A 24,940-nucleotide genomic window follows, 5' to 3' on the forward strand; every position below is an offset into this window, starting at 1 on the left:
CTGATCAGGTTTTTGTTAATCTAATTCGATCTTTATCCGATGGCACGCCGTCGCGGATAGTATTCCACTGAGTGTTACAAAATACTTCGTACTCACGGAAGGCACAGGGAATGCCCTGGGCTTGAATAAGATCGGGGTTGTCCATAAGCTGAAAATGAAGGTGCGGAGCGGTTGAATTACCTGAGTGGCCAACTCTGCCCAACAACTGGCCGTGGGTGACAGTTTGACCGGCGGTGACCACTATGGAACCAGTCTGCATGTGGGCCAGCAGGGAGAAGGCACCGTTGTCACACTTCATGATGATATGGTTACCCACTAAGGGGCGCAGCCCGGATTTGTAAGGGTTGAAAGTGAAAGCATTTTTTATGACGACAAACAGGTCAGAAAATAAATTGACAATTTGCCGTTCTTTAACCCCATCTTCCACCTTGATTACCTTACCGTCACATGGAGAGTAAATCGGCTCGCCCCAACCGTAGCACTTCGTTAAAGGGACACCGAAAATCAGATATCGAAGGGGGCTTGAATTGTAGAACTGCATTCCTTTTTTTTCCCAGTCGAGCCGGATAAAATCGTAGGCATAAGTCTGGCCAAGCTGGTCGGTGCCATGGCTGGGAATCTTCTTGGCAGGGGTGTTGGGCGCCTGCCACTCACCGCGGAGGGGAAAGTCGACAATTATCAGGTTTTGCATAATCTGAATTATTAGCCGGACCTAAAATATAAGCAAATGCAAGAAGAATTAACAAAGGATTTATTCCGATACTTCAACGTAAGCATGAAATGGCAGACATCCCAATGTTTAAATGATGGTAAAACTGAATTCAGAGGTTCTAGCTATTGTCACTTCAGCTCTACCAAAGGGGACGATACCAAGAACTACCCGGAATTCTAAAGACTGTCCGGGCAGTGTATTTTCGATAACCTTACTATGGCCCCATAGACAAGACTAGGCCGCGTAATTGGCTTTTCGGTTATACTCCAACCCTTGCTCTAGTCTATTTGCGAATTAATTATGTTAATATCGGAAATTAAAAAGCTTGAATAAAATCTTTCAATGCATGTGCTAACTCAACAAGTTTTCTACAATCAACTACATCAGGCGTATCCTTCGGGGAATGGGTTATGGTAGCCATCAACTCTGCTACATTTTCCGATGTAAATGCGATCGCCGGCTTCTTGTTCTGTACAAAAATCATATGATCGCCTTGGTACCACGGTTCTCCCACGACGATACCATCATATTTACCAAAAATATTATGTGCTTTCTGCTTGATCTCATCCGGACAATCATACAAAGAATAAGCGGTTTTCCCCTGCTTATAGCCCACATCATCCACGTTGATGGCAACTGACATTCCGGCTAAGTCTTTCCCAAAGCGACGTAAATAATCCATCTGCCCGCCGGCACTATAGTAATCCTCCCCGTTAAACGCCACTATCTCGATGCCCAAATTACCCTTATAATCCTGGAGCATTTCGGCGAGCAGCAGCAGAACGACAGTGCCTGAAGCATCATCCAGTGCGCCGGGGGTGCTCCAATAAGCGTCGATATGAGCGCTGACAACGATTTTCTGTGGTGCCGCCTGATTTTTAAGGGCAATGACATTACAAGCCGTTGCAGTGATGCGATTGGCTTCAATTACCAGCCGGAATACTTCTCCCGTTTTAGCCGAGATTTCCTGTCCGACAACATCGGTGCAATACACTGACGGTATATCAAAATCACCGTCTTCTATTAACGGAAACGGGTAGAGAGCGCCGACCAATTCCGGATTTTTTGCCGTAGCCGTGATAATGGCTGCCGGCTGTTTCTCCTCCAGTAGTGAATATATTCTCTTGTGCTGATCTGGATTATAAAAGACAAAGTTTTTCGGCATCAACTGCTCGGCACAAATACTGCCTCTCATCAATAGAATTTCACCCTTGCACTGGCAGCTTTCGAGTTCTTCGATTGTCGACACTGTTACCAGTTTGGCGGTCACGTCACATCCTGGAGAAAACTGGCTGACGTATACCTCATAGACCTGATTGTTACAGGCTAGTGATATCTCTCCACTTTTATAGTCCAGACAGAGAAAAGGAGTTGTATCCACCGTGTAACCCCACTTCTTAACCATAGCCGCGAAGAAGTCTGTCGCCGCGCGGTTCCCCGGCGAGCCGGTGCGCCGGTTTGGTTTTACGCTACACAATGTGTTCAAATACTCTTCTGCTTTTTCTAATTCTTGCATCATAACCTCCATTCATATCCATTATACAGGCTAACTATAACCATGGTGTTCTAATGGAGGGTTTTAGCGTAATAGGATATAATGAAACTCCCAATATTAGGAGACAAACATCCCGATGGCCGAGTTGAAGTACTACAAGACTTCTGAGGTTGCTAAAGCCGCAGGTGTTCATCCTAACACTGTGCGTCTCTACGAAGCTTTGGGTTTGCTGCAACCCGTCCGGCGCAGTTACAACAACTACCGGCTTTATACTTTGGCACATATGGAACAGATGCGCCTGTCTAGAATTGCGTTAAAAAGTGCATGCGTAGAAGGTGATATCCGCAAAAAGGCTATTTCAATCATTAAAACAGCCGCCAAAGGCAATCTCAAACTTGCGCTCGAAGAAGCCTATGAGTATCTGGCCCATATAAATAATGAGCAGAGTAAAGCTGACGAGGCTTTAATTATAATGCAAAAATGGCTGAACCAAACGAATGAACCTAGTGTTGTGGATATCTTTCTGGGGAGAAAAGAGACCTCCAGACTACTGGGCATATCCATTGACGTTCTCAGGAACTGGGAGCGTAATGGATTGCTTGATGTCCCGAGAAACATTAAAAACGGTTATCGTGTGTATGGACAGAAGGCAGTTGACAGGGCAAAGGTAATCCGTACCTTAAGAATGGCAAACTATAGCATGATGGCAATTATGAGGATGTTGAAAGCTATAGATATAAACAGTGGAGAGCCCGATATTTTCCAAATTGTCAGTTCCCCACGCCCGGACGAGGATATGGTCTACGCTACTGATCGCTGGATATTGACATTGTTAGACACAGAAAAGAACGCCAACGAACTTATAATGCAGATTAAGAGAATGCTAAATAATCAATCTCTTGGGAATCTTTAGAAAAGATTTTCGGCAACTTTTAACAACCTCTTAAAACAAAATGGCATTCTAAAAGTTCACCAAAAATAAACTGGCCGGTACTGTAGAAATATAGAACCGCCACCATCTTCGAATTATCGTTTAAAGTGTTGCATAATCTCTCGTAAGGTTCGAGTCCCCTTTTCTGGGGCTGAGGGGACAATATACAGACACAAAGGCTCGCAGGAGTCACCCACCCGGAAGTCTGGTAGCGCTTGGATCCACATAGACGATCTAGGGGAGCCATTCAGATATTCAAGCAGAAGGAAACCTCAAATTCCTCCAGAGTTCTACTATTGATACCCCGGCTCCACCAAAGGAGACTCTAACTATTTAAGTTTATACCAAGGCGAAAGAATAACCGCTTCCCGGAAGGTAGGTATATCTACAACAGAACGGTGATCCCGATGTTTGTGCAGTGGTAATTAGACCACATTGTCCGTTTAGATTAATTAGAGCGCTTGGTGCTGAGTGCCTAGGCGCTCTTTTGTATTTAGGAGTGATATATGCAAAACAAATTAATTCATACTAATCCCATAACTATCACAGGGATATATGTCGAACGTCTTTTCGGAAAGTACACGTATCGTATTCCAGAGCATAAGAATATTGGCTTATTCACGAACTTGATAATTCTGTACGGTGAAAATGGCACAGGTAAGACCAAATTGCTTAGTATTCTTTATCACATTCTCTCTCCTGCGAGAGCCGGTGGTCACAGGTCATATATCGCTAAAATCCCATTTGGATTATTCCGTGTGGATTTAAGCAACGGAATGAGCGTTTCAGCCGAACGAACAACGAGTAAAATTATAGGGGATTTTACCTGGTCTATCTCAAAAGGTAAAAAGGTACTAGCCTCAGCCTCATTACAAGCGGATTCGCGGGGTAGTATTCCCAAAGAATTACCACCAGACATCGAAGAAGATCATAGCAAAGTTGTCGAAATTCTCGAAACGTTGGGAATAAACTTAGTTTTCTTAGCAGATAATAGAGAGATTCAAGGCACTTCCCCAATTACAGAGACCATTGATTTCCATGGCGATAAATTGGTACTTGAGCGACCATTCACGTTATTTGAGAGGGATTTGCTTTTTAGATCAACTCAAAGGGATAAAGCTGATTCAGTACCACTCCTAGAAGCAATCAATCAATTAACAACTTGGATTAGGGATAGAGTAGTAGAAGCGTCTAACCGGGGGGATACAAATGCGAGTACTATCTACACAGATTTAATAAAAACGATTGCATCAATAAAAAGAAATGAAATTGACGTAACAGATGTCCAAGTAGCCGATTTAAGAAACACATTACTATCGCTCTCAGAAATCAACAAACAATACTCTGATCTGGGTTTGTTACCCCAGATGAATTTAGAAACTGTCGCAGAGACAATAAAATCTGTAGATAACCAAGCCGCCAAAAATGCTCTATACAGTGTGACCAAACCGTATATCGATGGAATTACCGCTCGTTTCAAAGCACTGGAAGAAATAAAGGATATCATAAATATCTTTCTTCGCAACATAAACGGCTTCTATAAAGATAAACTGATCCAATACAATTATTCGACCGGAATATCTATAAAAACGAACGAAGGGCAGGCGCTCGATCAGGCTGTTTTGTCTTCTGGGGAAAAGCAGCTATTACTATTGTTCTGCCATGCCGTAGCAGTCACAAATACATCACGCATTTTCGTAATTGATGAGCCTGAGATTTCTTTGAACGTAACATGGCAAAGAAAGTTGGTGAGAGCTCTACTTGAATGTACATCGAAGAGTCAATTCCAACTTATCCTTGCAACCCACTCAATAGAATTGTTGACCCAACATTCTGACCATGTTGCCGAGTTAAATAACTTGATGATTAAACAATGACATCAGGCCGCCAACGGAAAATTGATGAGCTAGCAGAACTCTACAAACGCCATCCTGATTTCAGGGATTTTTATGTAGAAGGTCTACGCGATCGTGAATTTTTTCGTTGGTTCTTTGAAACCGCTGATATCCATCATGTCAATGTATACGACGTTGGTGCAATAGATGTTCCACCTGAATGTTCCAGAGAGCATTGTCAACCTAATAACAACAGGGGACGTATTGCAGCTTTGGCTAAAACGTTGGAAATATTATCAGGTCCAGGTACCACCCAAGCAACATGTATAATCGATAAAGATTTTGATTCTATTTTACAAATTGTTCATGAGCCGAATATATTGTGTTGTACTGATTATGCTTGTTTAGAAATGTATTTTGTTAATGAGAAATGCCTCGACAAGTTTTGTAAACTTTTTTTAAACACATCGGCTCTAACAGGTATTAACATTTTAACAATGCTAGTTCCAATATTGCAAGCACTTTTTATTATTCGTTTTGTTAACGAAACACTCGATTTATCTTTAAATTATATGTCTTTTGAACGCTGTTGTGCTTTCCACCCACCGCAAATAACGTTTAATGAGTGCGAATACATCGAAAGGTACCTGTCAAAAAACGGGAGGCTTGATCAGAAAGATGTTTTTATAAAGATGGTGGAGGAATCAACAATTAAACTGGAAAGAGAGTATAGAAATCAAATCCATGGGCATGATTTTGTCAACTTGATTGCCTGGTTCCTTTTGAAAAACGGAGTAGAAAGAAAATTATGTGACCCTGGCGTTGTCGAACGGGGACTAATAGCATGTATAGAATACGACTCATTACTTGCCTACCCTTTATTCAGCTATTTGACCAAACGTTCAATTGTTAATTAATCTTACACGTTCCCCCAACCCTTCAGATCACCTCTGACATCAGGTTGTAACAGTATTAGATTGAGTAGCGTTACACCCAACATCCAATTACTTCACACATATCCCTTAGCGATATTTGCACTCTGGGACGCGGTGGGGGTGCGACTCTATAGGAGTCGCACCCCCTCCCTTACCACCCCTCCATCTCATCCTGCATCTCCTGCTTCTGGTTTAACCACTTGATCTCAATGTTTCCTTTTTGGTTTCCCCTCCAAAGGATATATAATTTGAAGGTCGTGATTCATTTGAAGCCATTCTTTGATTCGGCTATCAATGTATCACTCTCAAATAATAACCATAAGGCGGGAAGCTAGTGATGATTGCTGCAGGTGACAGGTCTCCGGAATTCAAACTCAGAGACCAAAACGCGCATTTCGTTAGCCTCTCTTCCCTGCGCGGCAAAAAGGTGCTGCTGTCTTTCAGGCCGCTGGCCTGGACGCCCGTTTGAACTGACCAGATGAAGTCTCTGGAAGAGGCTTATGAACAGTTAGCCCAACTCAATACGGTGCCTTTTGGTATCGGCGTGGATTCTGATCCTTCCAACAAGGCGTGGGCCAAAACAATCGGGGTGGTGAAAACCAGGTTGCTGGCCGATTTCTGGCCTCACGGGCGTGTCGCCATGCAGTATGGCGTATTTGAGGAAATACAGGGTGTCTCTAAACGCTCTAATGTACTCATAGACGAAAACGGAGTGGTATTGTTTTCAAAGTTATACCCTGGAGACGAGTTGCCCGATATTCAGGAGATAATTCAGGTTATTCAAAATCGTTCTCCTGGTTGTTTGGAGAAGTTTGACTAAGGGGCCGGATTACATCGGTTTAAGGAAAATGAAGACCTTATTTCTGCTGTTCCTGTGTACTGCAACGTTGTTAGCCGGGTGTAAAGCCTCACCCGTTGACCCGGGTCTGGAAGTTCTGCCTGCACCAATCCATGAAATAGAAGTTAGAATAGCGGAAAGCTTCCCGCCCCAGGTATTTCTCTACATTAAGGGCGGCCTGAGCGATAGCTGCACCACCTTTCGGGAAGTCAAGACCAGCCGCAGCGGTGAGACGATAAATATTGAGGTCACGGTGCAACGTCCCAAAAATCAATTCTGTGCCCAGGTGTATAGCTTTTTTGAAAAGAACGTGGCGCTTGGTAGTGATTTTGTGTCCGGGAAAACGTACACGGTGAAAGTGAATACACAAACAACCACCTTTGTGTTTCCGTAATACCCAAACCAAAGCATCATTAAACCCCAAGTTTTCAGCTTGATGTTTCGGTTGTCATCTTAAGTACGTCTCGCCTGTATATTCACAATAACTCATTTTGACATCACAAGCGTTGGTGTTTTAATGTATTCAACGGTTTTCACTGGAGGAAAAATGCATTGGACCGGTAAATCCATCCTGTTTACAGTAACCAACATCTTCTTCATCGGCTGGCTGGCTTTAATTTTGGAAATGCTGCTGCGGGTGCTCCGTGGGGAAGATCCGCTGGCGCTATTGGGCATCCTGGTGGCGGACATCGCTTTCCTGGGGGTAGGCATCGCCCTGGCGGTGCTGAATCAATCTTATCCCGTTGGAGCTGCTAACCGCGCTCTGCCTTTCATCGCTATTATCGGACTGACCATTGTCGCCGTGATGGATGTCTCAGACTTCACCCTGTGGCTTGGGGTTGCCCTGTCCGTCGCGCTTATTGTCACCGTCTTAACCGCGAGCTTCATGACTCTGGCCAGACGTTAAATGTCCAAATGGTCTCTTAACTGAAAAGGGCGCGACTTGTCCTACGTTCTGCAGCCCCTCCGCCTATTCAACATCATGATTCCACATATACTTAACGGACTGAAAGATACCGACGATTATCAATACCGCACCGATGACATAGAGCAGTTCAAAACCGATGACGGCGCCAATCGCCTGAATCACGATTCCCAGACCGGCCAGGGCCAGCCTTTTTAATAATTCATTTGAGAGTGCTTTTCGTATCACTTTGTTCCTCCTGTGTCCGCACATTTCGCTGAAAAAGCTTTTTGATACTTGGATGCATTCTTAAACATCATACTGAACTTGTCATCAGTACTCTATCATATAATTACCTAAATTCAAGGACTTTCACCTTTTTCCAGCCGCTAATTCACCGTGTAGATTTCCTAAATGACCGATTCCGTAATCTTTTGGAAACACTTTTGGCATACAATTTTCGGTGAGAATAACACTGAAAGGCAGAATATATGGTCAGTTCCGGTGATACTGGTTGGATATTAATGTCAACCGCCCTTGTGCTGCTGATGACGCCCGGAGTGGCGCTGTTTTACGGCGGCATGGTTCGTAAAAAGAGCGTTATTTCCACGCTGATGATGAGCTTCGCAATGTTGGGAATCATCGGGCTTTTGTGGGTTTTCTTCGGTTATTCCTTGGCCTTCGGTCCTGACCTCGGCGGCATTATCGGCACCCTGAAATACGCGTTTCTGAATAATGTCACCGGTGATCCTTCCGATATCTATGCCACAACAGTGCCCCACCTGGCTTTCATGATGTTTCAAGGTATGTTCGCCATCATTACCGTTGCTCTAATTACAGGTGCCGTCGTTGAACGCATCAAATTCGGCGCTCTGATGGTTTTCGCCGTGGCCTGGATGACGCTTATTTATACCCCCGTGGCGCACTGGGTCTGGGGTGACGGTGGCTGGCTGCTGAACCTGGGAACGCTGGATTTTGCCGGTGGCATCGTGGTACACATCAACGCCGGTTTATCAGCACTGGCTTTGGTATTCGTGTTAGGCTCCCGGCGCGGGTTTCGTCATGAGCCGATGGAACCTTCCAGTATTCCGCTGGTCATGCTGGGCGCGGCTTTACTGTGGTTCGGCTGGTTCGGCTTTAACGCCGGGAGCGCCTTAAGCTCCGGTTCGCTGGCTTCAACTGCCCTGGTGGCCACTAATACCGCCGGCGCAGCAGCGGCCACCACCTGGATGCTTTTAGCCTGGAATCACCGCCGGCCGACACTGCTGGGCATCGCCACCGGCGCGGTGGCCGGTCTGGCAGCGGTCACTCCAGCCGCCGGTTTTATTCATCCGATATATGGCGCCATAATCGGAATCGTTGCTGCAGTCATCTGTTACTATGCCATGATTGCCAAAATGAAAATGGGTATTGATGATTCACTTGATGTGATGGCGGTACACGGTGTCGGCGGCATTCTTGGCGTTTTAGCGGTCGGTATATTTGCAACTACCGCTGTTAATCCCGCTGGAGCGGACGGCTTACTGTTCGGCGGCGGATTAGCATTAATGGGGAAACAACTGGTAGGCACGCTGGCTGTGGGCGCTTTCGCTTTTGGCGGCACCTGGATTATTGCCAAAGTAATTGATGCCACCATGGGACTCAGAGTCAATGAAATGGAAGAGGTGGTTGGTTTAGACCTGTCGCAACATGGCGAACGTGCGCTCGGAGGAATCAGATAAATGAAAAAGATAGAAGCAGTCATTCGAGAGGAACGGCTTGACGCCGTCAAAAAGGCCCTTGAGGGTCACGGGATTCACGGTATGACGGTGACCGAAGTTTCCGGCCGCGGCCAGCAAAAGGGTATTTCACTGCAATGGCGGGTCGGCGAATACCGAGTGGATTTTCTGCCGAAATTAAAAGTTGAAGTAGTCTGCCATGATGACGACTGCAACGTCGTGGTTGAGTCCATAATGAAAGCCGGCAAAACCGGCCGCATCGGCGACGGCAAAGTATTCGTATTACCGGTTGAAGCCGCCTATCGGATCCGTACCGGAGAAACAGGGGAAGCGGTAATCTAGCCCCGTCAGCCCTTAAACCACTTTATTCATCGGATTGCCAGGGTAATTCGTGTTTGACTCGTCATACCAGAAACATAGTCAACAACAGCAAAGCAGCCGCTATCGGCAGGTAACGCCCGATTTGTACAATCCAACTGGCCGAAAACACAATCGGGCCTAACTTTATGTTTGGTGAATTGATGGAGTCAAGCATGCTTTGCCGCGGCAGTAACCAGGTAATTAAAGCCGCACCAGCAATACCGGCCACCACAATAACCCCGGAACCGGTCAGCTGGTCAACCATCTCCAGAAAAGGCCGGTCGCCAAGGGACAATCCAATCGGGGTAAAACTCAACGCTGAAGGTATGCCAAGGAGCGTCACCACGGCCGTTACCGCCAGGGCGGCTTTGCGTTTTGTCATCTTGAATTCATCCTGCAACGGCACCATCGCCACCGCCATGCCTCCCACGCAGGAGGTGAACGCCGCCAGCATTAACAGCATATAAAAGGCAATCCCGATGAAAAACCCTCCGGGAATTTCCAAAAAAAGCCTGGGCAGTGCGGTAAAGGAGAGTTCGCTGCCGGCATCCGGAGCAATGCCGAAGGTAAAGACGATGGGAAATATCATCAGCCCGGCCGTGATAGAAATGCCGGAATTGGTCAACGCGACCGCCGCGGAGGTGGTTATCATGTTGAATTGTTTGGGTACATAACTGCCGTAAGCTATCAGGAAACCCATACCGATTGCCAGCGAGTAAAAAGCCTGCCCCGCGGCATTACGCCAGGTATTGACGTCCATGAATCTGGCGGGATCAAAATTAAAATAGAAATCCCGAGCTTCACTTGCTCCGGATAACGTCTGGGTGTACACCGCCAGCCCGCCGACAATCAACACCAGCAGAGGCAGCAGAAAGCGACTCATTTGTTCCAACCCCTTGAGCCCTTTGGATAAAATCCAAAACACCGGAACAGCAATTATCAGAAGGTACCATAAAGAGGCAAAGCCTGAAGTGAAATCCTTAAATGTTTTAAGGTTCCCACCCACCGAATCAACCGCATAACCTAGCGTCCAGCCGCTGATCACCAGGTAATAACTCATGATAGCGATGGTTATCAGGATCAGAAACCGCCCGAACCATGGCCCCCATTTAGCGTTTACCCGCCGGAACGTTCCCACCGGCCCCCTGCCGGCCATCTTGCCGGCACCGGCTTCAATAATATACAGCGGGATGCCCATTAACAGCATACAGATAATATAAACCAGAATAAACGTACCGCCGCCGTTCTCCCCGACCATGTACGGGAAGCGCCACAGATTACCCAAACCAACCACGCCGGCAACCGAAGCCAGAATGTAGGACCTTTGTGAGGTCCATAATGAACGCGGCGGTACCAGATCAGCTACCGGGTCTTTTGAAGATCGGAACAGTTTAAAATTAATAAGGCAACCCTCTGTATTTGAGAATCCGGTGACACGGAGGCTCGTTACACCTTAGCGCCGGGAGATGCGCTCCCGTTGACGCCAACCACCGCCGTAAGAGCCTAAATCCGCCATGATAGCAATAATGAGCAGAACGACATCCAGACCGGTGACACCGCCGGAAAAAATTAGGACATAGGCCAGTGTGGTCCAGGGCAAAAAAATAAAGCCTAAAACCGGAATCAGAAAAACATCAAAAGCCTGAGACCATCGGCCGGAATCAAACAACCACCAGATAACGATGGTAGCCCGCGGACCAACCAGCATCAGCAGCGCAACCAGACAGCACATAGATTCTTCCTCCCCGGTTAATTTTCTATTTAGTGATGGTCAGCCCGACCGGACAAGGCTTGCAGTACCCGCAACGCCCTGAGGGTGACCCATTTATCAGGCTGTTTTTTGACGCCAAAGTCAACACAGGTTTTGCCGTTATAATCGTATTCCATAGCCCAACGGCCTTGATCATCCTGTTTTTCCGTAATAAGTCGCATCGTCTTTTCCAATCGCGGGTCATCGCCGTAACCCAGTCCGACCAAAGATTCCGCTAATTGTAATAGATCGGTGACATAAAAGACCGGAAAGCCGAATTTCCACCAGTTCCCGCTGGGCTTATCGTTATAACCGCAAGGATATGCCGCACTGGCCGGTTCGGTACTAAACAGGAAAGCCGTTCCGGCGGTGATGGCTTCATTGATTAGCGGTGTCTTCTTTGCTTCGGGCAGCTTGCCGAAAGCCAGCATCACTTTCACCGCGCCCCAGGCGCAGGGGAGTTTGTTATTTGAACCACAGGCGAAGCCGGGGCCGCACTTGCCGGCATAATAACGCAGGCTTGCCTTTTTATCGGACATCGGCGCCACACCTTCACCGGTGACGCTCCTGGCCATCCACTCAAACGCTTCATCCAGACGCGTATCCCGGCAGCCCAAATCAAGCATCGCGGCACACAGATTGCCCTGCAAACAGTCGGCCGTTCCGGAAGCAAGCCCGTTCACCGTGAATCGACCGCCTTCCGTCAGGGCATGATCCAGAACGTACGAACAGGCAGTTGAAATCCGTTCGTCCAAGCCCGAAACGGCCCCCAGTTGCGCCAGCAAAACCACCGACCATACTGTTCCGGTGTACTTGGGATAATACCCGGCACCCGGCGATACCCAATAACCTTGGCTGTGCATCTCCGACAGAACCCGGGCAATCGGACCTGACTGGTGCGCCTGCTTCCCGGCCTCATTCAAATCTTTGACGTCGGCATCAATCAAGTCCCGTAAAGCCAGGTATCTCACCCCCGGATCACCGGCTTCCAACAACCAGTTTATGGCCTTTGCAGTGTTTCGGTTCATTTTAAGTTCACAGCCCTCCGTCACCCGAAGGTGAGGGACTCCACATATTCCTGTTGTGATTGTACCAGCTTATCCGGCTAAAAAGAACCATTTATATTTAAAACCGCAGAGCACGGTAACGGGACGCCGGTCACAGAATTATGCTATATTCCTGTTAATCGGAACGGCAACAACTCGTCCGTTTGAAGGGGCAAGGCTTCATGAAGGTTGAAATCAGCCACGGTTTCCTGAATATAAAATTGAACCCTTTGGAAAAGTTTTTCGCTCTTCACGGAGATCTAAAAATCCCCGTGAACCGGGTAATCCACGCCGCTCCGGAAAAAGCCGGTTGGCAAGTAGCTGCTGTTCGGGCTCCCGGCACCCATATCCCTTTCCTGCTGAAAGCCGGTACTTACCACACCGCTTTAGGTCGCGAATTCTGGTTCGTGACCGCCGGACGCCCCCACCTGGTGATAGAGATGAACAACTGGGAATTTAACCGGTTGGTATTCTCCCCCGGTGAAGCAGAAGCCCTGGCGACCATTATCAATCAAACCGCAACTTACGGTTCGGACTGATTCAAGAACATGTCGTCCGCTAAAGTTGACCTGTCCCACGTAGAATTAAATCAGCGGTTTGCCGAAGCACTGGAGGTGATGGAGCGCACCGATAAAAGCGTCTTTATCACCGGACGGGCGGGTACCGGTAAATCCACCCTGCTGACCTGGTTCCGCCAAACCACCTCCAAGAGAGCAGTTGTACTAGCGCCGACCGGCGTAGCCGCGTTGAACGTCAAAGGACAGACCATTCATTCTTTCTTCGGCTTCAAGCCGGACATTACCGTAGACAAGATTAGAAAACGGAAAAGTACCAAACTGAGTGTCTACCAAACGGTGGAGGCCATCGTCATAGATGAAATCTCCATGGTGCGGGCGGATTTACTGGATTGCGTTGACCGGTTCATGCGGCTGAACGGTCGAGATGAGACCAAACCGTTCGGCGGCGTTCAGATGATCTTCATCGGCGACCTGTATCAGTTACCACCGGTGATTACCGGTGAAGAAAGGCAAGCCTTTCAGGCGCTGTATGATACCCCCTATTTCTACTCCGCCCGGGCCTTTGACGATTTTGCCATGGAAATACTGGAACTGGAAAAGGTGTATCGTCAGCGGGATCAGGGTTTTCTGGACATCCTGAATGCCATCCGCAACAATTCCATCACCCCGGAAGGCCTGAATCTGTTAAACCGGCGCTGTCTGCCGGATGAAACGCCGCCGACGGACGCCGGCTATATCTGCCTGACCACCACCAACGCCGCCGCCGGAGAAATAAACCAAACCCGACTGAACGGCCTCCGCAGCCGCCCCCACCGCTTCACGGCTGAAATAAGCGGCAAATTCAGTCGTGAATATTACCCGACAGCAGTTGAGCTTGAGGTGAAAACCGGAGCTCAGGTCATGCTGCTGAACAATGATGTCCGGGGTCGCTGGGTAAACGGCAGTATCGGCCGGGTTACCGGTATTGCGAAAAATGACGGGGATTATGTCATCCACGTTGAGCTATCCGATGGGCAAGGGGTTGAGGTGACACCCCATACCTGGGAAATCTTTCGCTTCTTCGTTGACGGGGGGCAGCTTCAGTCCGAAGCGGCCGGTTCATTTACCCAATACCCGTTGATGCTGGCCTGGGCGGTAACCATTCACAAGAGCCAGGGCAAAACCTTTGACCGGGTGATCGTAGATATCGGCCGCGGGGCCTTTGCCTGCGGTCAGACATATGTGGCGTTGTCCCGTTGTACCACGCTGGAAGGCATGATTCTTAAAAAGCCGATTCTAAAACGTCACGTTATGACTGACTACCGGGTAATGGATTTCCTGACCCGTTACCGGTACCGGGAAGCCGCCGCACTCTGGCCGGTGGACGATAAAATCAGCCGAATTGAAGACGCCATTGAAAACGGTAGTGCACTCCGCATCACCTACCTGAAACCCTCGGACGAAAAGTCAGTCCGGATTATCATGCCACTTGAGGTAGGCGAAATGGATTACCACGGCAAAAGCTACCTGGGGGTGCAGGCCTTTTGCCTGTCGCGGCGGGAAAACCGGGTTTTCAGGGTTGACCGGATACTGGAACTGGAAGCCGTCAGTCTGCCGGAATAACGCCGGTTATCAGCCCCCATCCAGCGACGGGTGCTCGGTATTCACAAACCAGCCCGCCGGGTCGGACAGATACTCATGGTAATCTACCAGCGCCAGTTCATGCTGCCATTCTTCATTGGCCAGTGTGGTGTAAAATTGCTTTTCCGACTCATACACCGCTTTAGCGGCATGTGCGTTATAAAACGTATAACTCTGTTTTTCTTTCTCAATGGCGGCTTGCACGGCGTCTTTCTCACTATCAGAGCCGGCCACCGTCATCCCCAGCGCCTGACAGGCCGCGTTCAGATCGGTGCGGATCCGACGAGAACGTTCGGATTGAAAATCAATGGCCGGCCAGTCATGCCCCTGGCTGATTTTATTATACAGCGCCTCAAAATGGCGCCGATGAGCGTCTTCTTCCTCCGCCAGCGATAACAGCAGTTCCCGGCCGGCCTCATTGCCGCTGTCCCGACCGGCAGCCAGATAACACTCCTTGCCGTCAATTTCCATCTCAATGGCGGTACTGATAGCCTCAAGCATTCGGGACTGTTCCTCACTGATCTCCATTACTTCCTCCGACCTTAATATCCTGATTAAACCCTTTCTTCCATGATAACCCAATTTCGTCCTTGCCTCAAGAAAAACAAACATAGACCTTGCCAAAAATACCACCTGAGAGTACACTTATGGTCATTTTTCAATAATTCTCCTGCTTGGGAACATTTAATAATGTCGGAACCTGAACAAATACCAAACTCCCCCGGCGGAATTTTCCCCCGGTTCTTCCGGCATTTTCCCGCCAACCTACGCCCGGTGTTCATCCTCTCTGTTTTGAATTCCGCGGGATTTTCATTCTCGCTCCCATTTTTATCTTTGTATCTGCACCAGCAGCGTGACGTTTCCATGGCTATGGTAGGAATTTTCATCCTGGCCAGCGGGCTAATCGCCGCGGCGGTACAGATGTATGCCGGAATGCTGTGCGACCGCTACGGCAGACGGCCTCTGATTATCTGGAGCCAGTTGACCAATGCCGTTTTCTACCTGGTAATGGCGGTATTGGTTTACGTGGTCGCACCGGTATGGACGATAATCATTACTTATATCCTGGTTCGGGCCAGCCTGATGGCGTCCCGCCCGGCTACTTCAGCCCTGGTGGTTGACCTGATGCCGACCGGCCGCCTGGTTGAGGGATACGGCATCTTGCGACTGGGACAAAACCTGGGCTTCGGCCTCGGACCGGTAATCGGCGGCTATTTCTGGCTTACCACGTCATACGCCTGGCTGTTTGTGGCCGCTGCCTTCATCGGCGTTGCGGCCTTGGTGGTATCGTATTTGCAGCTTAAAGAGAGTGTCACCAGCTTGAACATGGAAAAAATCACGCTCAGAGCGATGTTATTGACCACTCAGGATAAAACATTTCTGGGTTTTACACTGATCAGCATAATCGCTTTCATGGGCCTGGGCCAATTCATCAGCACTCTATCGGTCTATACCGTTGACCGCATCGGTTTGACCACCGTTCAATACGGCTCTTTGTTGATGGTCAATGCCGGATTAGTGGTGACCCTGCAATATCCGCTGAGTCGTCTAATCAATCGAATGAAACGAGCCTCCGCATTGCTCCTGGGTATGGTGGTCTATGCTGCCGGTTATGTGATGATTGGCCTGGCCGGCGTTTACGGACTGTTTATACTAGCCATGGGTATTATCACTATCGGCGAGGTTATCTTCTCTCCAGTCAGCATGACGGTGGTGGGAGAACTATCGCCCGTCAGTTTGCGAGGCCGGTATCAGGGATTTTACGGCCTGGCTGAAACACTGGGCATTTCCCTCGGTCCAACCTTGGGCGGAGCGCTGCTGGACACCACCGCCCCTGACGGCCGCATCGCTGTATGGGGGCCGATCGCCGGCCTCATCTTGATATCCGGATTCGCTTTTTACATCTGGGGCAAACGCCAATATCCGGAGACCATCCGGGAAACATCTACCTGATAAAAGGTCTGTCCTTAACCAACTTCTAAGTCGTTTATGTCAAATCAGAGGTACAGTTGGGGCAACGACGTGCTTTAACCGGTATGGCAGTGAAGCAAAATGGGCACTCTTTGGTTTCCGGTGCCGGGGGCACCACAACATCCCGCGCAGCACGACGTTCAGCCATACGGTTAATCGGCCTAACCACGAAGAAGAAGATGGCCGCAGCCAGTATCAGAAAGCTGATAACCGCATTGAAAAACACGCCGTAATTCACGGTCACGGCTCCGGCTTCCTGAGCGGCAGTTAAAGAGGCATACGGCCCGGCCGTAGCACCCTCCTCCAGAACAAAGTACAAATTTGTAAAATCAACGTTACCCAGCAACATACCGACAGGCGGCATGATAACATCCTTCACCAGGGAATTAACGATGGCACCAAAAGCTGCGCCGATGACGATGCCCACCGCCAAATCCACCACGCTACCGCGCATGATGAAAGTTTTAAATTCTTTTAACACTGTCAACGCTCCTGCAAAAAAGCTGCTCTATCTCTTAAGTTGGGCAAACAGGGTGGAGGACTGGCGTAGTAAATCAGGTCAGTGTAGTATCGTCTATCGCAGCCTTGGGAGCGTTTTCCTTGACTGACTCAATGCCATTCATGGCACTGGCTTTGGTCTTGTATCCTTCGGAAACAGCAATCGTCTGACCATTGGTGGCTATCAACCGAAATCGGAATTCACCGGCCTTATCCTTGTAGACCTGAAATTTCGCTGCCATGTTGGTGTCTCCTTTCAAATTTACCGTATCGCCCTGTAACAGTGTCCGAACCCCGCGCCAGTCCTCCCAGCGACGTTCACACCAGATGATGGTATACCCAGTTTCGGTTAAATTCAATAGGTTTTGAAATATTTTTTATCTATTTGGAGATGATGACTACGCCGATTTATAATCAACATGAAAATGAGGTTTGGAATGAATAAGCTGATCAGCCTGTTGCTGCTGGGTTCAGTGATTGCGGTTATCGGTTGCGGCCCCGAGGCGCCGGAGCCGGATCCGGTCACCGAAGGATGGCAAGCCGACGGCGTTATCAGCCCCGGCGAGTACAGCCGCCTGAATATCTTTGACAACGGCAATTACGAACTGCATCACCATGTCGCCGACGGGTATATTTATGTCGGCATTAAAGCCAACACCGCCGGCTGGGTAGCTGTCGGCTTCATATCCGGCATCTCATTGACTCAGGTGGATTTTAACATCGGAGTCGTCACCGGCAGCCGGGCCACCGTGTATGACCATTTCGCCGCGGAACACCCCGGTGAGCACGAGGATGATCGGTTTCTGGGCGGTACGGCCGATATTCTGGAATACGGCGGCAGCGAGACCGATGGGGTGACGGTTATAGAATTCAAACGGTTACTGAAGACTGGCGATACCGTGACCGATACAGAGATCTCCGTCGGCAATCGCATTGTCATGTGGGCCTATGGTGCGCTGGACGATATTATTTACCATGCCGCAAAAGGCTTTGAACAGATCAGAATCGGTTAAATGACTCCGGTATTTTTCAGTATATGAAGCGGCAATAGAAGTACCAGTGTAATCCCCAGCACTATATGAGCCCGTCTCAGCTTCCGGTAATGCCTCGGCGCCAGGCCAAAACGCTGGACGATGCCAGTCAGCACGATGCCGCTGACCACGGTCAGCAGTCCTAACCCGGTGCCCCAATCCGGCCCGAAACCAGCGGGGCGGCTAAGTTGATAAGCAAAATGCACCGCCACCAGGCCGAAGGCAGTCAGATTACTGAATACGTGAAAAGACAACGTCGCGAAAGACTGAATCTTGAAAACCCGTTTGAGCAGGCTGTACAGGGGCACGAATACGGCAATAACCGCCCCTCCGATCCAGCCGATCCAGTGCGCCAGCGTAAATTCACCGATGATAATATTGACCTTCCACCATCCTGAGTAGGTGCCGATTACTGCCAACAAAATGACACCACCCAGTAGAGCGGCTGCCGCCGGCTGAATTGATTTCCTGTTTTGTGCCATCGTCGGTCTCCTCTTTATTAAGCGGTATTAAGCAATAATTCGCGGTATAGTGTTAAATACTTCTCGGTAGCCCGCCGCCAGGAATGATCGGCGTTCATCCCCCGTCTCATCAACGCCTGCCATTCGTCCCGGCAACCAAATAATTCAACAGCCTGTCGGATGGTATCCAGCATGGCCGCCGGATTGTAGTCCTCAAACACGAAACCGTTACCCCCACCCTCACGACTATTTGGCTCAATGGAGTCAGCCAAACCGCCGGTGCGCCGGACTATGGGTACCGTACCGTATTTTAAAGCGTACATCTGGGTTAAGCCGCACGGCTCGCGCCGGGAAGGCATCAGAAGAATGTCCGCTCCAGAAATGGCCTGATGCGCCAGCGCTTCATCAAATCCGGTTTTTACCCCGGCCAGGCCGGGAAACAGTTCCGGTAACCGATGAAAATAATCCTCATAACGACGGTTACCGCTGCCCAGTAAAGCAAACTGAAACCGCCCGTCAAACAATCCGTCGCCGGCCTCCATCAGCAACTCCAGACCTTTGCCTTCGGCCAGGCGGGTTACCATGCCGATGACCGGAATATCCGGATTAACTTCCAAACCATAGGTAATCTGAAGCGCTTTTTTACAGGCTGCCTTGCCCCTGATATCCGCCACCGAATAACGTTCGGCAATCAGCGGATCAATCTCCGGATTCCAGATGTGATAATCCACTCCGTTCAGTATCCCGGAAAGCTCCGCCGCCCGCTGCCGCAGGATACCCTCCAGACCAAAGCCCTGGCCATCGCACTGGATTTCTGCGGCATAGGTAGGGCTGACGGTGGTCAGCCAATCGGCGCACACCAGCCCTGCCTTGAGATAATTGACCTGACTGTAAAACTCAAAATCAGCAGCAAAAACGCCGTCTGCCAGATGCAGTGCCGGCCACCGCCCGGCCTCAAAGACCCCCTGATAAGCCAGATTATGGATGGTCAGCACCGTCTTGCTGCCGGCTAGGTCCGTATACCGCTCCGGCTCGCTTTTTAAAATAGCCGCCGCGGGTGCCGTCTGCCAGTCGTGTAGATGGAACATATTACTCCCGGTTAACCGGCCGATCTCCAACACCGCCCGGGAGAACAGGGCAAACCGTTCGGCATTATCAGGGTAGTCACCAGCGGCATCGCCGTACAGACCCTCCCGGTCAAAGTACTCATCAGCCCGGACCAGATATATGTCCAGATTCCGGCTCAATGGTTGACGATAAACTCGGGTCTCAACCATCCGCTCGCCGACCGGCAGCGACCACACCGCCGTCGGTTCTATTTTATCCAGTTGTGATAATGGCAATCGGCGATAAGCGGGTAGCACCATGGCGACCAGCACCCCCGAGGCCGCCAGTTCGGCCGATAACGCCCCCACCACATCGGCCAGGCCGCCGGTCTTGGCGAAAGGCACTATTTCGGCGGCGGCCATCAGGACTTTAAGCGGCTGATTCAGTGTGAAACCCTGCCTTCGGATTAATATACAAGGTTAAGCTGTCTGGCGGTCGGTTCCGGTTCAATAATGGTACCCGGCGGCAGCACCGTGCCTTTGGGAATTACCACAATGCCGTCTCTGACCACCCATTTACAGTTATCAATATCGGTACCGCGCGGGAAGGGCTTTATGACCGAACCCGCGCCCAGACTGACGTTTTTATCAATAATAGCCCCTTGAATGTAGCAGTTTTCACCAATACCCAGCGGCTCCTGGTTGCTCATCGGCTCGTACTGATCAGCGCCCATGATGATGGAATCGGTAATAATAGAGCCGCGGCGGATCTGGCTCCGGACGCCGACAATGGAATGGCTGATACTGGACGCCCTGATATTACAGCCTTCGGTGAGCATGACATCCTGCAAACTGCTGTCCTCAATGATACAACCGGGCAGGAAGCGGGTATGAGTATATATCGGGCCTCGGGGGTCATAAAAATGGAAGGGCGCATCGTGACGGGTCAGCTCCAGGTTGGTGTTGTAATAAGATCGGATGGTACCGATATCCCGCCAGTAATCATCAAATTCATGACCGAATACTGCCATAGTGTCCACTGCAAACGGAATGACGTCAGCACCGAAATCATCAAAATGAGGGTGCTCATTCAGGAGATCAATCAACACCTTCAGTTTAAAAACATAGATACCCATGGAGCCCAGATAACAATTGGTACGCTCCGGATAACTGACCATCTCCGCCTGAACCGCGGGGGTTTGGGGCTTTTCGGCAAAAGCCACGATGCGGCCATCATCATTTTGCTTCAGAACGCCGAATCGGCTGACCTCTTCGCCGTCTATGGGAATAACCCCGACAGTGATGTCGGCTCCGGTGTTCCAATGGGTTTGGAGCATGGCAGCATAATCCATGCGGTACAGGTGATCCCCGGCCAGTATCAAAACGTCGCTGACACACTCCGACCGGACCTGGGAAAGCTGCCTTCTGACGGCATCTGCGGTACCCTGATACCAATCATTGTTATCTTCGGTTTGTTCGGCTGCCAGGATTTCTACGTAACCCATCCCAAACGGATCCATGTGATACGTCTGGGATACATGACGGTTGAGCGAGGCGGAATTGAACTGCGTCAGCACACTGATACGGAAAATACCGGAGTTAATGCAATTGCTGATAGGAATATCTATCAGCCGGTACTTCCCGGCGACGGGAATGGCCGGCTTAGCCCGGTTTCGGGTCAGCGGATAGAGCCGGGTACCGCGGCCGCCGCCCATGATGACCGCAGCAACATCCTTGATACTGGGCATACCCCGTTCCTTTCCCCGGTTGAATGCCGGCTGAAAGCCTATGGCTAATTGTATAACCTTCTAACGCAGTTTCACAACCGGCTTATTAAACAAAACGGTTGACATTACCGCCACACCTTCCCCAACATCACCCGGCTTTGCAAACACGGCAGTCTAAAACTTATAATGGAGGGTACTTTTACTCTGGAGTGCCAATGAGCGCGCCCATCGTGGCCTTTGTCGGTCATTCGGAATCAGGAAAAACCGGTTATCTGGAACGTTTGTTGCCGGAACTCCGGCGCCGTGGCCTTAAAATGGCCTCGGTCAAACACGTCCCGCAACATTACCATGCCGATAATCCTGAGAAGGATACCCAGCGCCATCTGGCAGCCGGCGCATTGACCACCGTGGCCTGTGCCCGGGATGCCGTGGTACTAACCCGGCCGGTTATTACCGAACCGGAGCTTGAAGATATCGGGCTGATGCTGGGAGACGAGTTTGACCTTATTATCGCTGAGGGCTTTAAGCAGTCCGGCGTACCCAAGGTGGAAGTCTGGCGTCAGGGACTCGGCGGGCCGTTGGAAGGTATCACCAGCCGGGTGGCCGTGGTAACTTCTGATGAGTATCCCGGCGACGCCCTCAGGGTTTTCCCGCTGGAGGACGTATGTGCCATGGCTGATTTTCTGGAAACCAGCTATGTACTCCCGCAACAACAGCGCGTTCAAATGCTGGTTAATGGTCAGGAGATAAAGTTAGCCGCCTTTCCTCGTGATGTCGTGGCCAACGTGACCCAGGCAATGGTCGCCAGCCTGAAAAATGTGCCGCCCGTCAAATGGCTGGAAATCCGGCTGAAGAATTCAGACCGGTCGGAAAATCCATAAAATATTCATAATCATCCGGTATCATCAGATTTATCAACGCGTTATAACAAGAAAAGAGGTCCGGTAACTTGGCAAAGAAACACAAAAAGCACGCCCAGCCGCACAATGTACTGTCTCATAAGGCTAAATCCAAACTGGCCAAACAGCATCAAAAACAGAAGGTCACCCGTTGGATTGGTCTGGGCATCATCGGCGCGGTGGCTCTTGTTTTGAGTATCGGGGTCATTGCCACCTGGCTGATTCCGGTTTATATTCCACTGCAACAGACAGTGGTCAGCGTCAACGGCACCAATTACAGTGCCTCTTATGTTTCCAAAATGGTCAATTTTTATACCGGCGGCGACCCCACCTATTCCTATCTCTATATTGATCTGGTGTTGGGACAGATTGAAAAGAACCAGTTAATGAATGAAGCCGCGGCGGAACTTGGAATCACAGTCAGCGATAAAGAGGTCAAGGAAGCCATTAAAGCCGCGGGTTTGGATGACAACAAGGTCACCCGTGACATCGTGACCGCTTCCCTGCTGTATCAGAAACTTAATGAAAAGCATTTTGAGATGATCGTCCCCCTTTCCGGCGAACAGCGTCAGGCACTGGTAATGCTGCTGGAGAGTGAAGCCCAGGCTGAAGCCGTCAAGGCCCGCCTGCTGAACGGCGAGAGCTTTGCTGACATCGCCAAGGAGCTGTCTTTGGACGACACCACCGTCACCCTTGAGGGTGATATGGGCTACCACCCGCCTGGCTTCCTGGATGACAAACTGGGCGCCGACGGACTGGATGCCAAGGTGGACGCTGGACAACCCGGCAATACCGGCTATTTTTATGACGCCGACAAGAGCAAGAAACTGGGTTACTGGGTAGTAAAAGTAACCGACCGTCAGACGGTAAATGACAACGTACAGGTTCAGGTGTACGGCATCCTGCTGCCCACCGTGGAAAAAGCCCAAGAAGCTCGCCAGCGGATTCTGGACGGCGAAGACTTCGCAGACGTGGTTGAAGACATGACCCAGGATATTACCTCCAAGGCCAAGGGCGGCGACCTGGGCCTGTTGACCGCTGGAGGAGCCGAGCTACCCTATTCCGATTATATTTTTGACGAAAACACCCTGCTGGATGACCTCAGCGCCCCCATCCGCGCCGAGGTCGCCACCACCGGCGCCTGGTGGTTCTACCAGGTAGCCTCAGTAGAGCAGTCAAAGCTGTATTCCGAGGAAGACCGCAACACCCTGTTGGATCAGGCCTTCACCGACTGGATGGACGGTCTTGAAACTGACCCGGCCAACGATATCGTGCGTGCAGAACTGACTGATGAACTTAAAGACCTGATCGCAGAACAGTCACTTAGTTAAAGGATATGGCATTAATGGAAAAGAAGACAATTGGGGTTGGACTAATCGGAATCGGCGTTATCGGCGGTGCCGTCGCCCGCGGCCTGAAAGATCGTGCTGCCCGGCTGGAAGCTCAACTGGGTTTTCAGGTAGAGCTGAAACGGGTCAAGGTGGCCCCGCAGGACATGACCCGGCCGATTATCGCTGAGTTTCCCGAAAATATTTTTACCACCGATGATGATGATTTTTTCAATACCCCCGACATGGACATCATCGTTGAGGCCATGGGCGGTGAATATCCCGCCTTTGACTACCTGTCGCGGGCGCTGTCAAGCGGCCGGCATGTGGTAAGTTCCAATAAGGAAGTTATCGCCAAACACGCGGCGGAGCTGCTGGCGCTGGCTCATAAGCATAACGTCGGGCTGCATTTTGAGGCCTCGGTCGGCGGCGGCATCCCCCTGCTGGAACCGCTGCAGTACGACCTGGCCGCCAATAACATCCTGGGCATCTACGCCATCATTAACGGCACCACCAACTATATTCTCAGCCAGATGGACTCCGCAGGCATTGAGTTCTCCGAAGCCCTGCGCCAGGCCCAGGAACTGGGTTACGCCGAACGCAATCCCGTCAACGACATTGAAGGCTATGATTCCGTTTACAAACTGGCTATCATGGCTATGATGGTCTTCCGGACTGAGTACAAACCGGAAGTTATTTACCGGGAGGGCATTACCCAGCTTGAAGTCAAAGACTTCAAGTATGCCAAGGAACTGGGCTTCGTCATTAAATTGCTGGCTATTGCCAAGGCCGATAACGGCGCGGTGGAACTTCGGGTACACCCGGTACTGCTGCCGCACGATAACTCCCTATCCAGAATTGACGGTGTCTACAACGCCGCTCTGATTAACGGCGACCTGGTTGGCGATGTCATCTTTTCCGGTGAAGGCGCCGGTCCTTCGGCCACATCATCAGCCGTAATTGCCGACATCATGGCCGCCGCTCAGGATACCGCCCTCGGTGTCGGCAACCGCATGCGCTGGCGGCTGGACGACAATCGGCCGCTACTGCCGGCAACCGATGTCGTCACCCAGTATTACTTCCGCTTAAACGTCACCGACCAGCCCGGCGTACTAGCCGATATCGCCGCCATCTTCAAGGACACCGCCATCAGCATTGCCTCCGTATTGCAGAAAGAAGTGGATGAAGACGCGCTGACCGCCGAAGTGGTTATCATGTCTCACCCCGCCCGCGAATCAGCGGTGCGCCGGGCGGTAGAAGCCCTGCAGTTGCTGGAAGCAATCAATGCGGTCAATATCATTCGGGTAGGTATCTGAC

General features: G+C 50.2%; 27 protein-coding genes. 15 read left to right on the plus strand and 12 right to left on the minus strand.

Translation table 11 applies throughout. The features are described from left to right. Positions 1 to 4 precede the first annotated feature (4 nt). Positions 5 to 691, minus strand: coding sequence for a M23 family metallopeptidase (locus V8247_RS00735; RefSeq protein WP_338737772.1), 687 nt, complete (start codon positions 689 to 691; stop codon positions 5 to 7). A gap of 337 nt (positions 692 to 1,028) precedes the next feature. Then, complete coding sequence (locus V8247_RS00740; RefSeq protein ID WP_338737774.1) at positions 1,029 to 2,228, minus strand: M28 family peptidase; 1,200 nt, start codon at positions 2,226 to 2,228, stop codon at positions 1,029 to 1,031. 115 nt (positions 2,229 to 2,343) lie between these two features. On the opposite strand from V8247_RS00740, the gene V8247_RS00745 reads away from it, so the two are divergent. The 6 genes from V8247_RS00745 (at position 2,344) to V8247_RS00770 (ending at position 7,653) form a co-directional block, all read left to right on the plus strand. After that, entirely contained in the window at positions 2,344 to 3,120 is a 777-nt protein-coding gene (locus V8247_RS00745; RefSeq protein ID WP_338737776.1) for a MerR family transcriptional regulator, read from the plus strand. Between the two features lie 524 nt (positions 3,121 to 3,644). Beyond that, positions 3,645 to 5,015, plus strand: coding sequence for an AAA family ATPase (locus V8247_RS00750; RefSeq protein WP_338737778.1), 1,371 nt, complete (start codon positions 3,645 to 3,647; stop codon positions 5,013 to 5,015). Further along, complete coding sequence (locus V8247_RS00755; protein ID WP_338737780.1) at positions 5,012 to 5,890, plus strand: DUF4435 domain-containing protein; 879 nt, start codon at positions 5,012 to 5,014, stop codon at positions 5,888 to 5,890. The genes V8247_RS00750 and V8247_RS00755 overlap by 4 nt, the downstream gene beginning before the upstream one ends. Positions 5,891 to 6,245: 355 nt before the next feature. After that, positions 6,246 to 6,728: a redoxin domain-containing protein gene (locus tag V8247_RS00760; RefSeq protein ID WP_338739387.1), complete on the plus strand. Its 483-nt coding sequence runs from the start codon at positions 6,246 to 6,248 to the stop codon at positions 6,726 to 6,728. 28 nt (positions 6,729 to 6,756) lie between these two features. Beyond that, positions 6,757 to 7,140: a hypothetical protein gene (locus tag V8247_RS00765; RefSeq protein WP_338737782.1), complete on the plus strand. Its 384-nt coding sequence runs from the start codon at positions 6,757 to 6,759 to the stop codon at positions 7,138 to 7,140. A 153-nt stretch (positions 7,141 to 7,293) separates the two neighbouring features. Further along, positions 7,294 to 7,653, plus strand: coding sequence for a hypothetical protein (locus V8247_RS00770; RefSeq protein WP_338737784.1), 360 nt, complete (start codon positions 7,294 to 7,296; stop codon positions 7,651 to 7,653). 63 nt (positions 7,654 to 7,716) lie between these two features. Here the strand turns inward: V8247_RS00770 and V8247_RS00775 are convergent, their stop codons facing one another. Then, positions 7,717 to 7,899, minus strand: a complete 183-nt coding sequence (locus V8247_RS00775; protein WP_338737786.1) for a hypothetical protein — start codon at positions 7,897 to 7,899, stop codon at positions 7,717 to 7,719. A gap of 242 nt (positions 7,900 to 8,141) precedes the next feature. On the opposite strand from V8247_RS00775, the gene V8247_RS00780 reads away from it, so the two are divergent. Together V8247_RS00780 and V8247_RS00785 are read left to right on the plus strand one after the other, a co-directional pair. Then, on the plus strand, positions 8,142 to 9,371 hold the full coding sequence (locus V8247_RS00780; protein ID WP_338737788.1) for an ammonium transporter: 1,230 nt from the start codon (positions 8,142 to 8,144) through the stop codon (positions 9,369 to 9,371). Then, a complete protein-coding gene (locus tag V8247_RS00785) occupies positions 9,372 to 9,710 on the plus strand; it encodes a P-II family nitrogen regulator (RefSeq protein WP_338737790.1) in 339 nt (112 codons plus the stop codon). It begins immediately after the preceding gene. A 61-nt stretch (positions 9,711 to 9,771) separates the two neighbouring features. Here the strand turns inward: V8247_RS00785 and V8247_RS00790 are convergent, their stop codons facing one another. The 3 genes from V8247_RS00790 to V8247_RS00800 are packed head-to-tail and all read right to left on the minus strand — an operon-like array spanning position 9,772 to position 12,506. Further along, positions 9,772 to 11,130: a sodium-dependent transporter gene (locus V8247_RS00790; protein ID WP_338739389.1), complete on the minus strand. Its 1,359-nt coding sequence runs from the start codon at positions 11,128 to 11,130 to the stop codon at positions 9,772 to 9,774. A gap of 51 nt (positions 11,131 to 11,181) precedes the next feature. Next, a complete protein-coding gene (locus tag V8247_RS00795; RefSeq protein WP_338737792.1) occupies positions 11,182 to 11,460 on the minus strand; it encodes a hypothetical protein in 279 nt (92 codons plus the stop codon). Positions 11,461 to 11,489: 29 nt separating this feature from the next. Then, complete coding sequence (locus V8247_RS00800; RefSeq protein WP_338737794.1) at positions 11,490 to 12,506, minus strand: nitrogen fixation protein NifH; 1,017 nt, start codon at positions 12,504 to 12,506, stop codon at positions 11,490 to 11,492. A gap of 200 nt (positions 12,507 to 12,706) precedes the next feature. Between V8247_RS00800 and V8247_RS00805 the strand changes: the two genes are divergently transcribed. Beyond that, positions 12,707 to 13,063: a hypothetical protein gene (locus V8247_RS00805; protein ID WP_338737796.1), complete on the plus strand. Its 357-nt coding sequence runs from the start codon at positions 12,707 to 12,709 to the stop codon at positions 13,061 to 13,063. A gap of 9 nt (positions 13,064 to 13,072) precedes the next feature. Further along, complete coding sequence (locus V8247_RS00810; protein WP_338737798.1) at positions 13,073 to 14,644, plus strand: AAA family ATPase; 1,572 nt, start codon at positions 13,073 to 13,075, stop codon at positions 14,642 to 14,644. 9 nt (positions 14,645 to 14,653) lie between these two features. Here the strand turns inward: V8247_RS00810 and V8247_RS00815 are convergent, their stop codons facing one another. After that, positions 14,654 to 15,190, minus strand: a complete 537-nt coding sequence (locus V8247_RS00815; RefSeq protein ID WP_338737800.1) for a ferritin family protein — start codon at positions 15,188 to 15,190, stop codon at positions 14,654 to 14,656. A gap of 162 nt (positions 15,191 to 15,352) precedes the next feature. Here V8247_RS00815 and V8247_RS00820 point away from each other — a divergent pair, with 162 nt between their 5' ends. Beyond that, positions 15,353 to 16,615 (plus strand): MFS transporter, encoded by a 1,263-nt coding sequence (locus tag V8247_RS00820; protein WP_338737802.1) that lies wholly within the window; start codon positions 15,353 to 15,355, stop codon positions 16,613 to 16,615. A 34-nt stretch (positions 16,616 to 16,649) separates the two neighbouring features. On the opposite strand, the gene mscL is transcribed toward V8247_RS00820, so the two are convergent. Further along, positions 16,650 to 17,114: a large conductance mechanosensitive channel protein MscL gene (gene mscL, locus V8247_RS00825; RefSeq protein WP_338737803.1), complete on the minus strand. Its 465-nt coding sequence runs from the start codon at positions 17,112 to 17,114 to the stop codon at positions 16,650 to 16,652. A 73-nt stretch (positions 17,115 to 17,187) separates the two neighbouring features. Next, the gene (locus tag V8247_RS00830; RefSeq protein ID WP_338737804.1) at positions 17,188 to 17,373 is read right to left on the minus strand and encodes a YegP family protein; all 186 of its coding nucleotides are present in this window, start codon (positions 17,371 to 17,373) and stop codon (positions 17,188 to 17,190) included. Between the two features lie 195 nt (positions 17,374 to 17,568). Here V8247_RS00830 and V8247_RS00835 point away from each other — a divergent pair, with 195 nt between their 5' ends. Next, positions 17,569 to 18,144: a DOMON domain-containing protein gene (locus V8247_RS00835; RefSeq protein ID WP_338737806.1), complete on the plus strand. Its 576-nt coding sequence runs from the start codon at positions 17,569 to 17,571 to the stop codon at positions 18,142 to 18,144. On the opposite strand, the gene V8247_RS00840 is transcribed toward V8247_RS00835, so the two are convergent. Genes V8247_RS00840 through V8247_RS00850 form a run of 3 tightly spaced genes read right to left on the minus strand, consistent with a single transcriptional unit; the run spans position 18,141 to position 21,417 of the window. Beyond that, positions 18,141 to 18,644: a hypothetical protein gene (locus V8247_RS00840; RefSeq protein ID WP_338737808.1), complete on the minus strand. Its 504-nt coding sequence runs from the start codon at positions 18,642 to 18,644 to the stop codon at positions 18,141 to 18,143. The genes V8247_RS00835 and V8247_RS00840 overlap by 4 nt on opposite strands. 17 nt (positions 18,645 to 18,661) lie before the next feature. Beyond that, positions 18,662 to 20,092 (minus strand): glycogen synthase GlgA, encoded by a 1,431-nt coding sequence (gene glgA, locus V8247_RS00845; protein ID WP_338737810.1) that lies wholly within the window; start codon positions 20,090 to 20,092, stop codon positions 18,662 to 18,664. Positions 20,093 to 20,136: 44 nt separating this feature from the next. Then, positions 20,137 to 21,417 carry a glucose-1-phosphate adenylyltransferase gene (locus V8247_RS00850; protein WP_338737812.1) on the minus strand — a complete coding sequence of 427 codons (1,281 nt, stop codon included), beginning with the start codon at positions 21,415 to 21,417 and terminating at the stop codon, positions 20,137 to 20,139. 194 nt (positions 21,418 to 21,611) lie between these two features. Here V8247_RS00850 and mobB point away from each other — a divergent pair, with 194 nt between their 5' ends. The 3 genes from mobB (at position 21,612) to V8247_RS00865 (ending at position 24,939) form a co-directional block, all read left to right on the plus strand. Next, positions 21,612 to 22,277, plus strand: a complete 666-nt coding sequence (mobB, locus tag V8247_RS00855; protein ID WP_338737815.1) for a molybdopterin-guanine dinucleotide biosynthesis protein B — start codon at positions 21,612 to 21,614, stop codon at positions 22,275 to 22,277. A gap of 68 nt (positions 22,278 to 22,345) precedes the next feature. Continuing rightward, entirely contained in the window at positions 22,346 to 23,626 is a 1,281-nt protein-coding gene (locus V8247_RS00860) for a peptidylprolyl isomerase (protein ID WP_338737817.1), read from the plus strand. Between the two features lie 14 nt (positions 23,627 to 23,640). Further along, positions 23,641 to 24,939, plus strand: coding sequence for a homoserine dehydrogenase (locus tag V8247_RS00865; protein ID WP_338737819.1), 1,299 nt, complete (start codon positions 23,641 to 23,643; stop codon positions 24,937 to 24,939). Position 24,940: the final 1 nt, after the last annotated feature.

This window comes from Dehalogenimonas sp. W, from assembly GCF_037094495.1.
Taxonomy (GTDB): Bacteria; Chloroflexota; Dehalococcoidia; order Dehalococcoidales; family Dehalococcoidaceae; genus Dehalogenimonas; species Dehalogenimonas loeffleri.

Bases quoted from the DNA above. Each gene is read 5' to 3' on its own strand.
- V8247_RS00735 (WP_338737772.1), bottom strand. From the start codon at position 691: ATGCAAAACCTGATAATTGTCGACTTTCCCCTCCGCGGTGAGTGGCAG.
- V8247_RS00740 (WP_338737774.1), bottom strand. From the start codon at position 2,228: ATGCAAGAATTAGAAAAAGCAGAAGAGTATTTGAACACATTGTGTAGC.
- V8247_RS00745 (WP_338737776.1), top strand. From the start codon at position 2,344: ATGGCCGAGTTGAAGTACTACAAGACTTCTGAGGTTGCTAAAGCCGCA.
- V8247_RS00750 (WP_338737778.1), top strand. From the start codon at position 3,645: ATGCAAAACAAATTAATTCATACTAATCCCATAACTATCACAGGGATA.
- V8247_RS00755 (WP_338737780.1), top strand. From the start codon at position 5,012: ATGACATCAGGCCGCCAACGGAAAATTGATGAGCTAGCAGAACTCTAC.
- V8247_RS00765 (WP_338737782.1), top strand. From the start codon at position 6,757: ATGAAGACCTTATTTCTGCTGTTCCTGTGTACTGCAACGTTGTTAGCC.
- V8247_RS00770 (WP_338737784.1), top strand. From the start codon at position 7,294: ATGCATTGGACCGGTAAATCCATCCTGTTTACAGTAACCAACATCTTC.
- V8247_RS00780 (WP_338737788.1), top strand. From the start codon at position 8,142: ATGGTCAGTTCCGGTGATACTGGTTGGATATTAATGTCAACCGCCCTT.
- V8247_RS00785 (WP_338737790.1), top strand. From the start codon at position 9,372: ATGAAAAAGATAGAAGCAGTCATTCGAGAGGAACGGCTTGACGCCGTC.
- V8247_RS00795 (WP_338737792.1), bottom strand. From the start codon at position 11,460: ATGTGCTGTCTGGTTGCGCTGCTGATGCTGGTTGGTCCGCGGGCTACC.
- V8247_RS00800 (WP_338737794.1), bottom strand. From the start codon at position 12,506: ATGAACCGAAACACTGCAAAGGCCATAAACTGGTTGTTGGAAGCCGGT.
- V8247_RS00805 (WP_338737796.1), top strand. From the start codon at position 12,707: ATGAAGGTTGAAATCAGCCACGGTTTCCTGAATATAAAATTGAACCCT.
- V8247_RS00810 (WP_338737798.1), top strand. From the start codon at position 13,073: ATGTCGTCCGCTAAAGTTGACCTGTCCCACGTAGAATTAAATCAGCGG.
- V8247_RS00815 (WP_338737800.1), bottom strand. From the start codon at position 15,190: ATGGAGATCAGTGAGGAACAGTCCCGAATGCTTGAGGCTATCAGTACC.
- V8247_RS00820 (WP_338737802.1), top strand. From the start codon at position 15,353: ATGTCGGAACCTGAACAAATACCAAACTCCCCCGGCGGAATTTTCCCC.
- V8247_RS00830 (WP_338737804.1), bottom strand. From the start codon at position 17,373: ATGGCAGCGAAATTTCAGGTCTACAAGGATAAGGCCGGTGAATTCCGA.
- V8247_RS00835 (WP_338737806.1), top strand. From the start codon at position 17,569: ATGAATAAGCTGATCAGCCTGTTGCTGCTGGGTTCAGTGATTGCGGTT.
- V8247_RS00840 (WP_338737808.1), bottom strand. From the start codon at position 18,644: ATGGCACAAAACAGGAAATCAATTCAGCCGGCGGCAGCCGCTCTACTG.
- glgA (WP_338737810.1), bottom strand. From the start codon at position 20,092: ATGGCCGCCGCCGAAATAGTGCCTTTCGCCAAGACCGGCGGCCTGGCC.
- V8247_RS00850 (WP_338737812.1), bottom strand. From the start codon at position 21,417: ATGCCCAGTATCAAGGATGTTGCTGCGGTCATCATGGGCGGCGGCCGC.
- mobB (WP_338737815.1), top strand. From the start codon at position 21,612: ATGAGCGCGCCCATCGTGGCCTTTGTCGGTCATTCGGAATCAGGAAAA.
- V8247_RS00865 (WP_338737819.1), top strand. From the start codon at position 23,641: ATGGAAAAGAAGACAATTGGGGTTGGACTAATCGGAATCGGCGTTATC.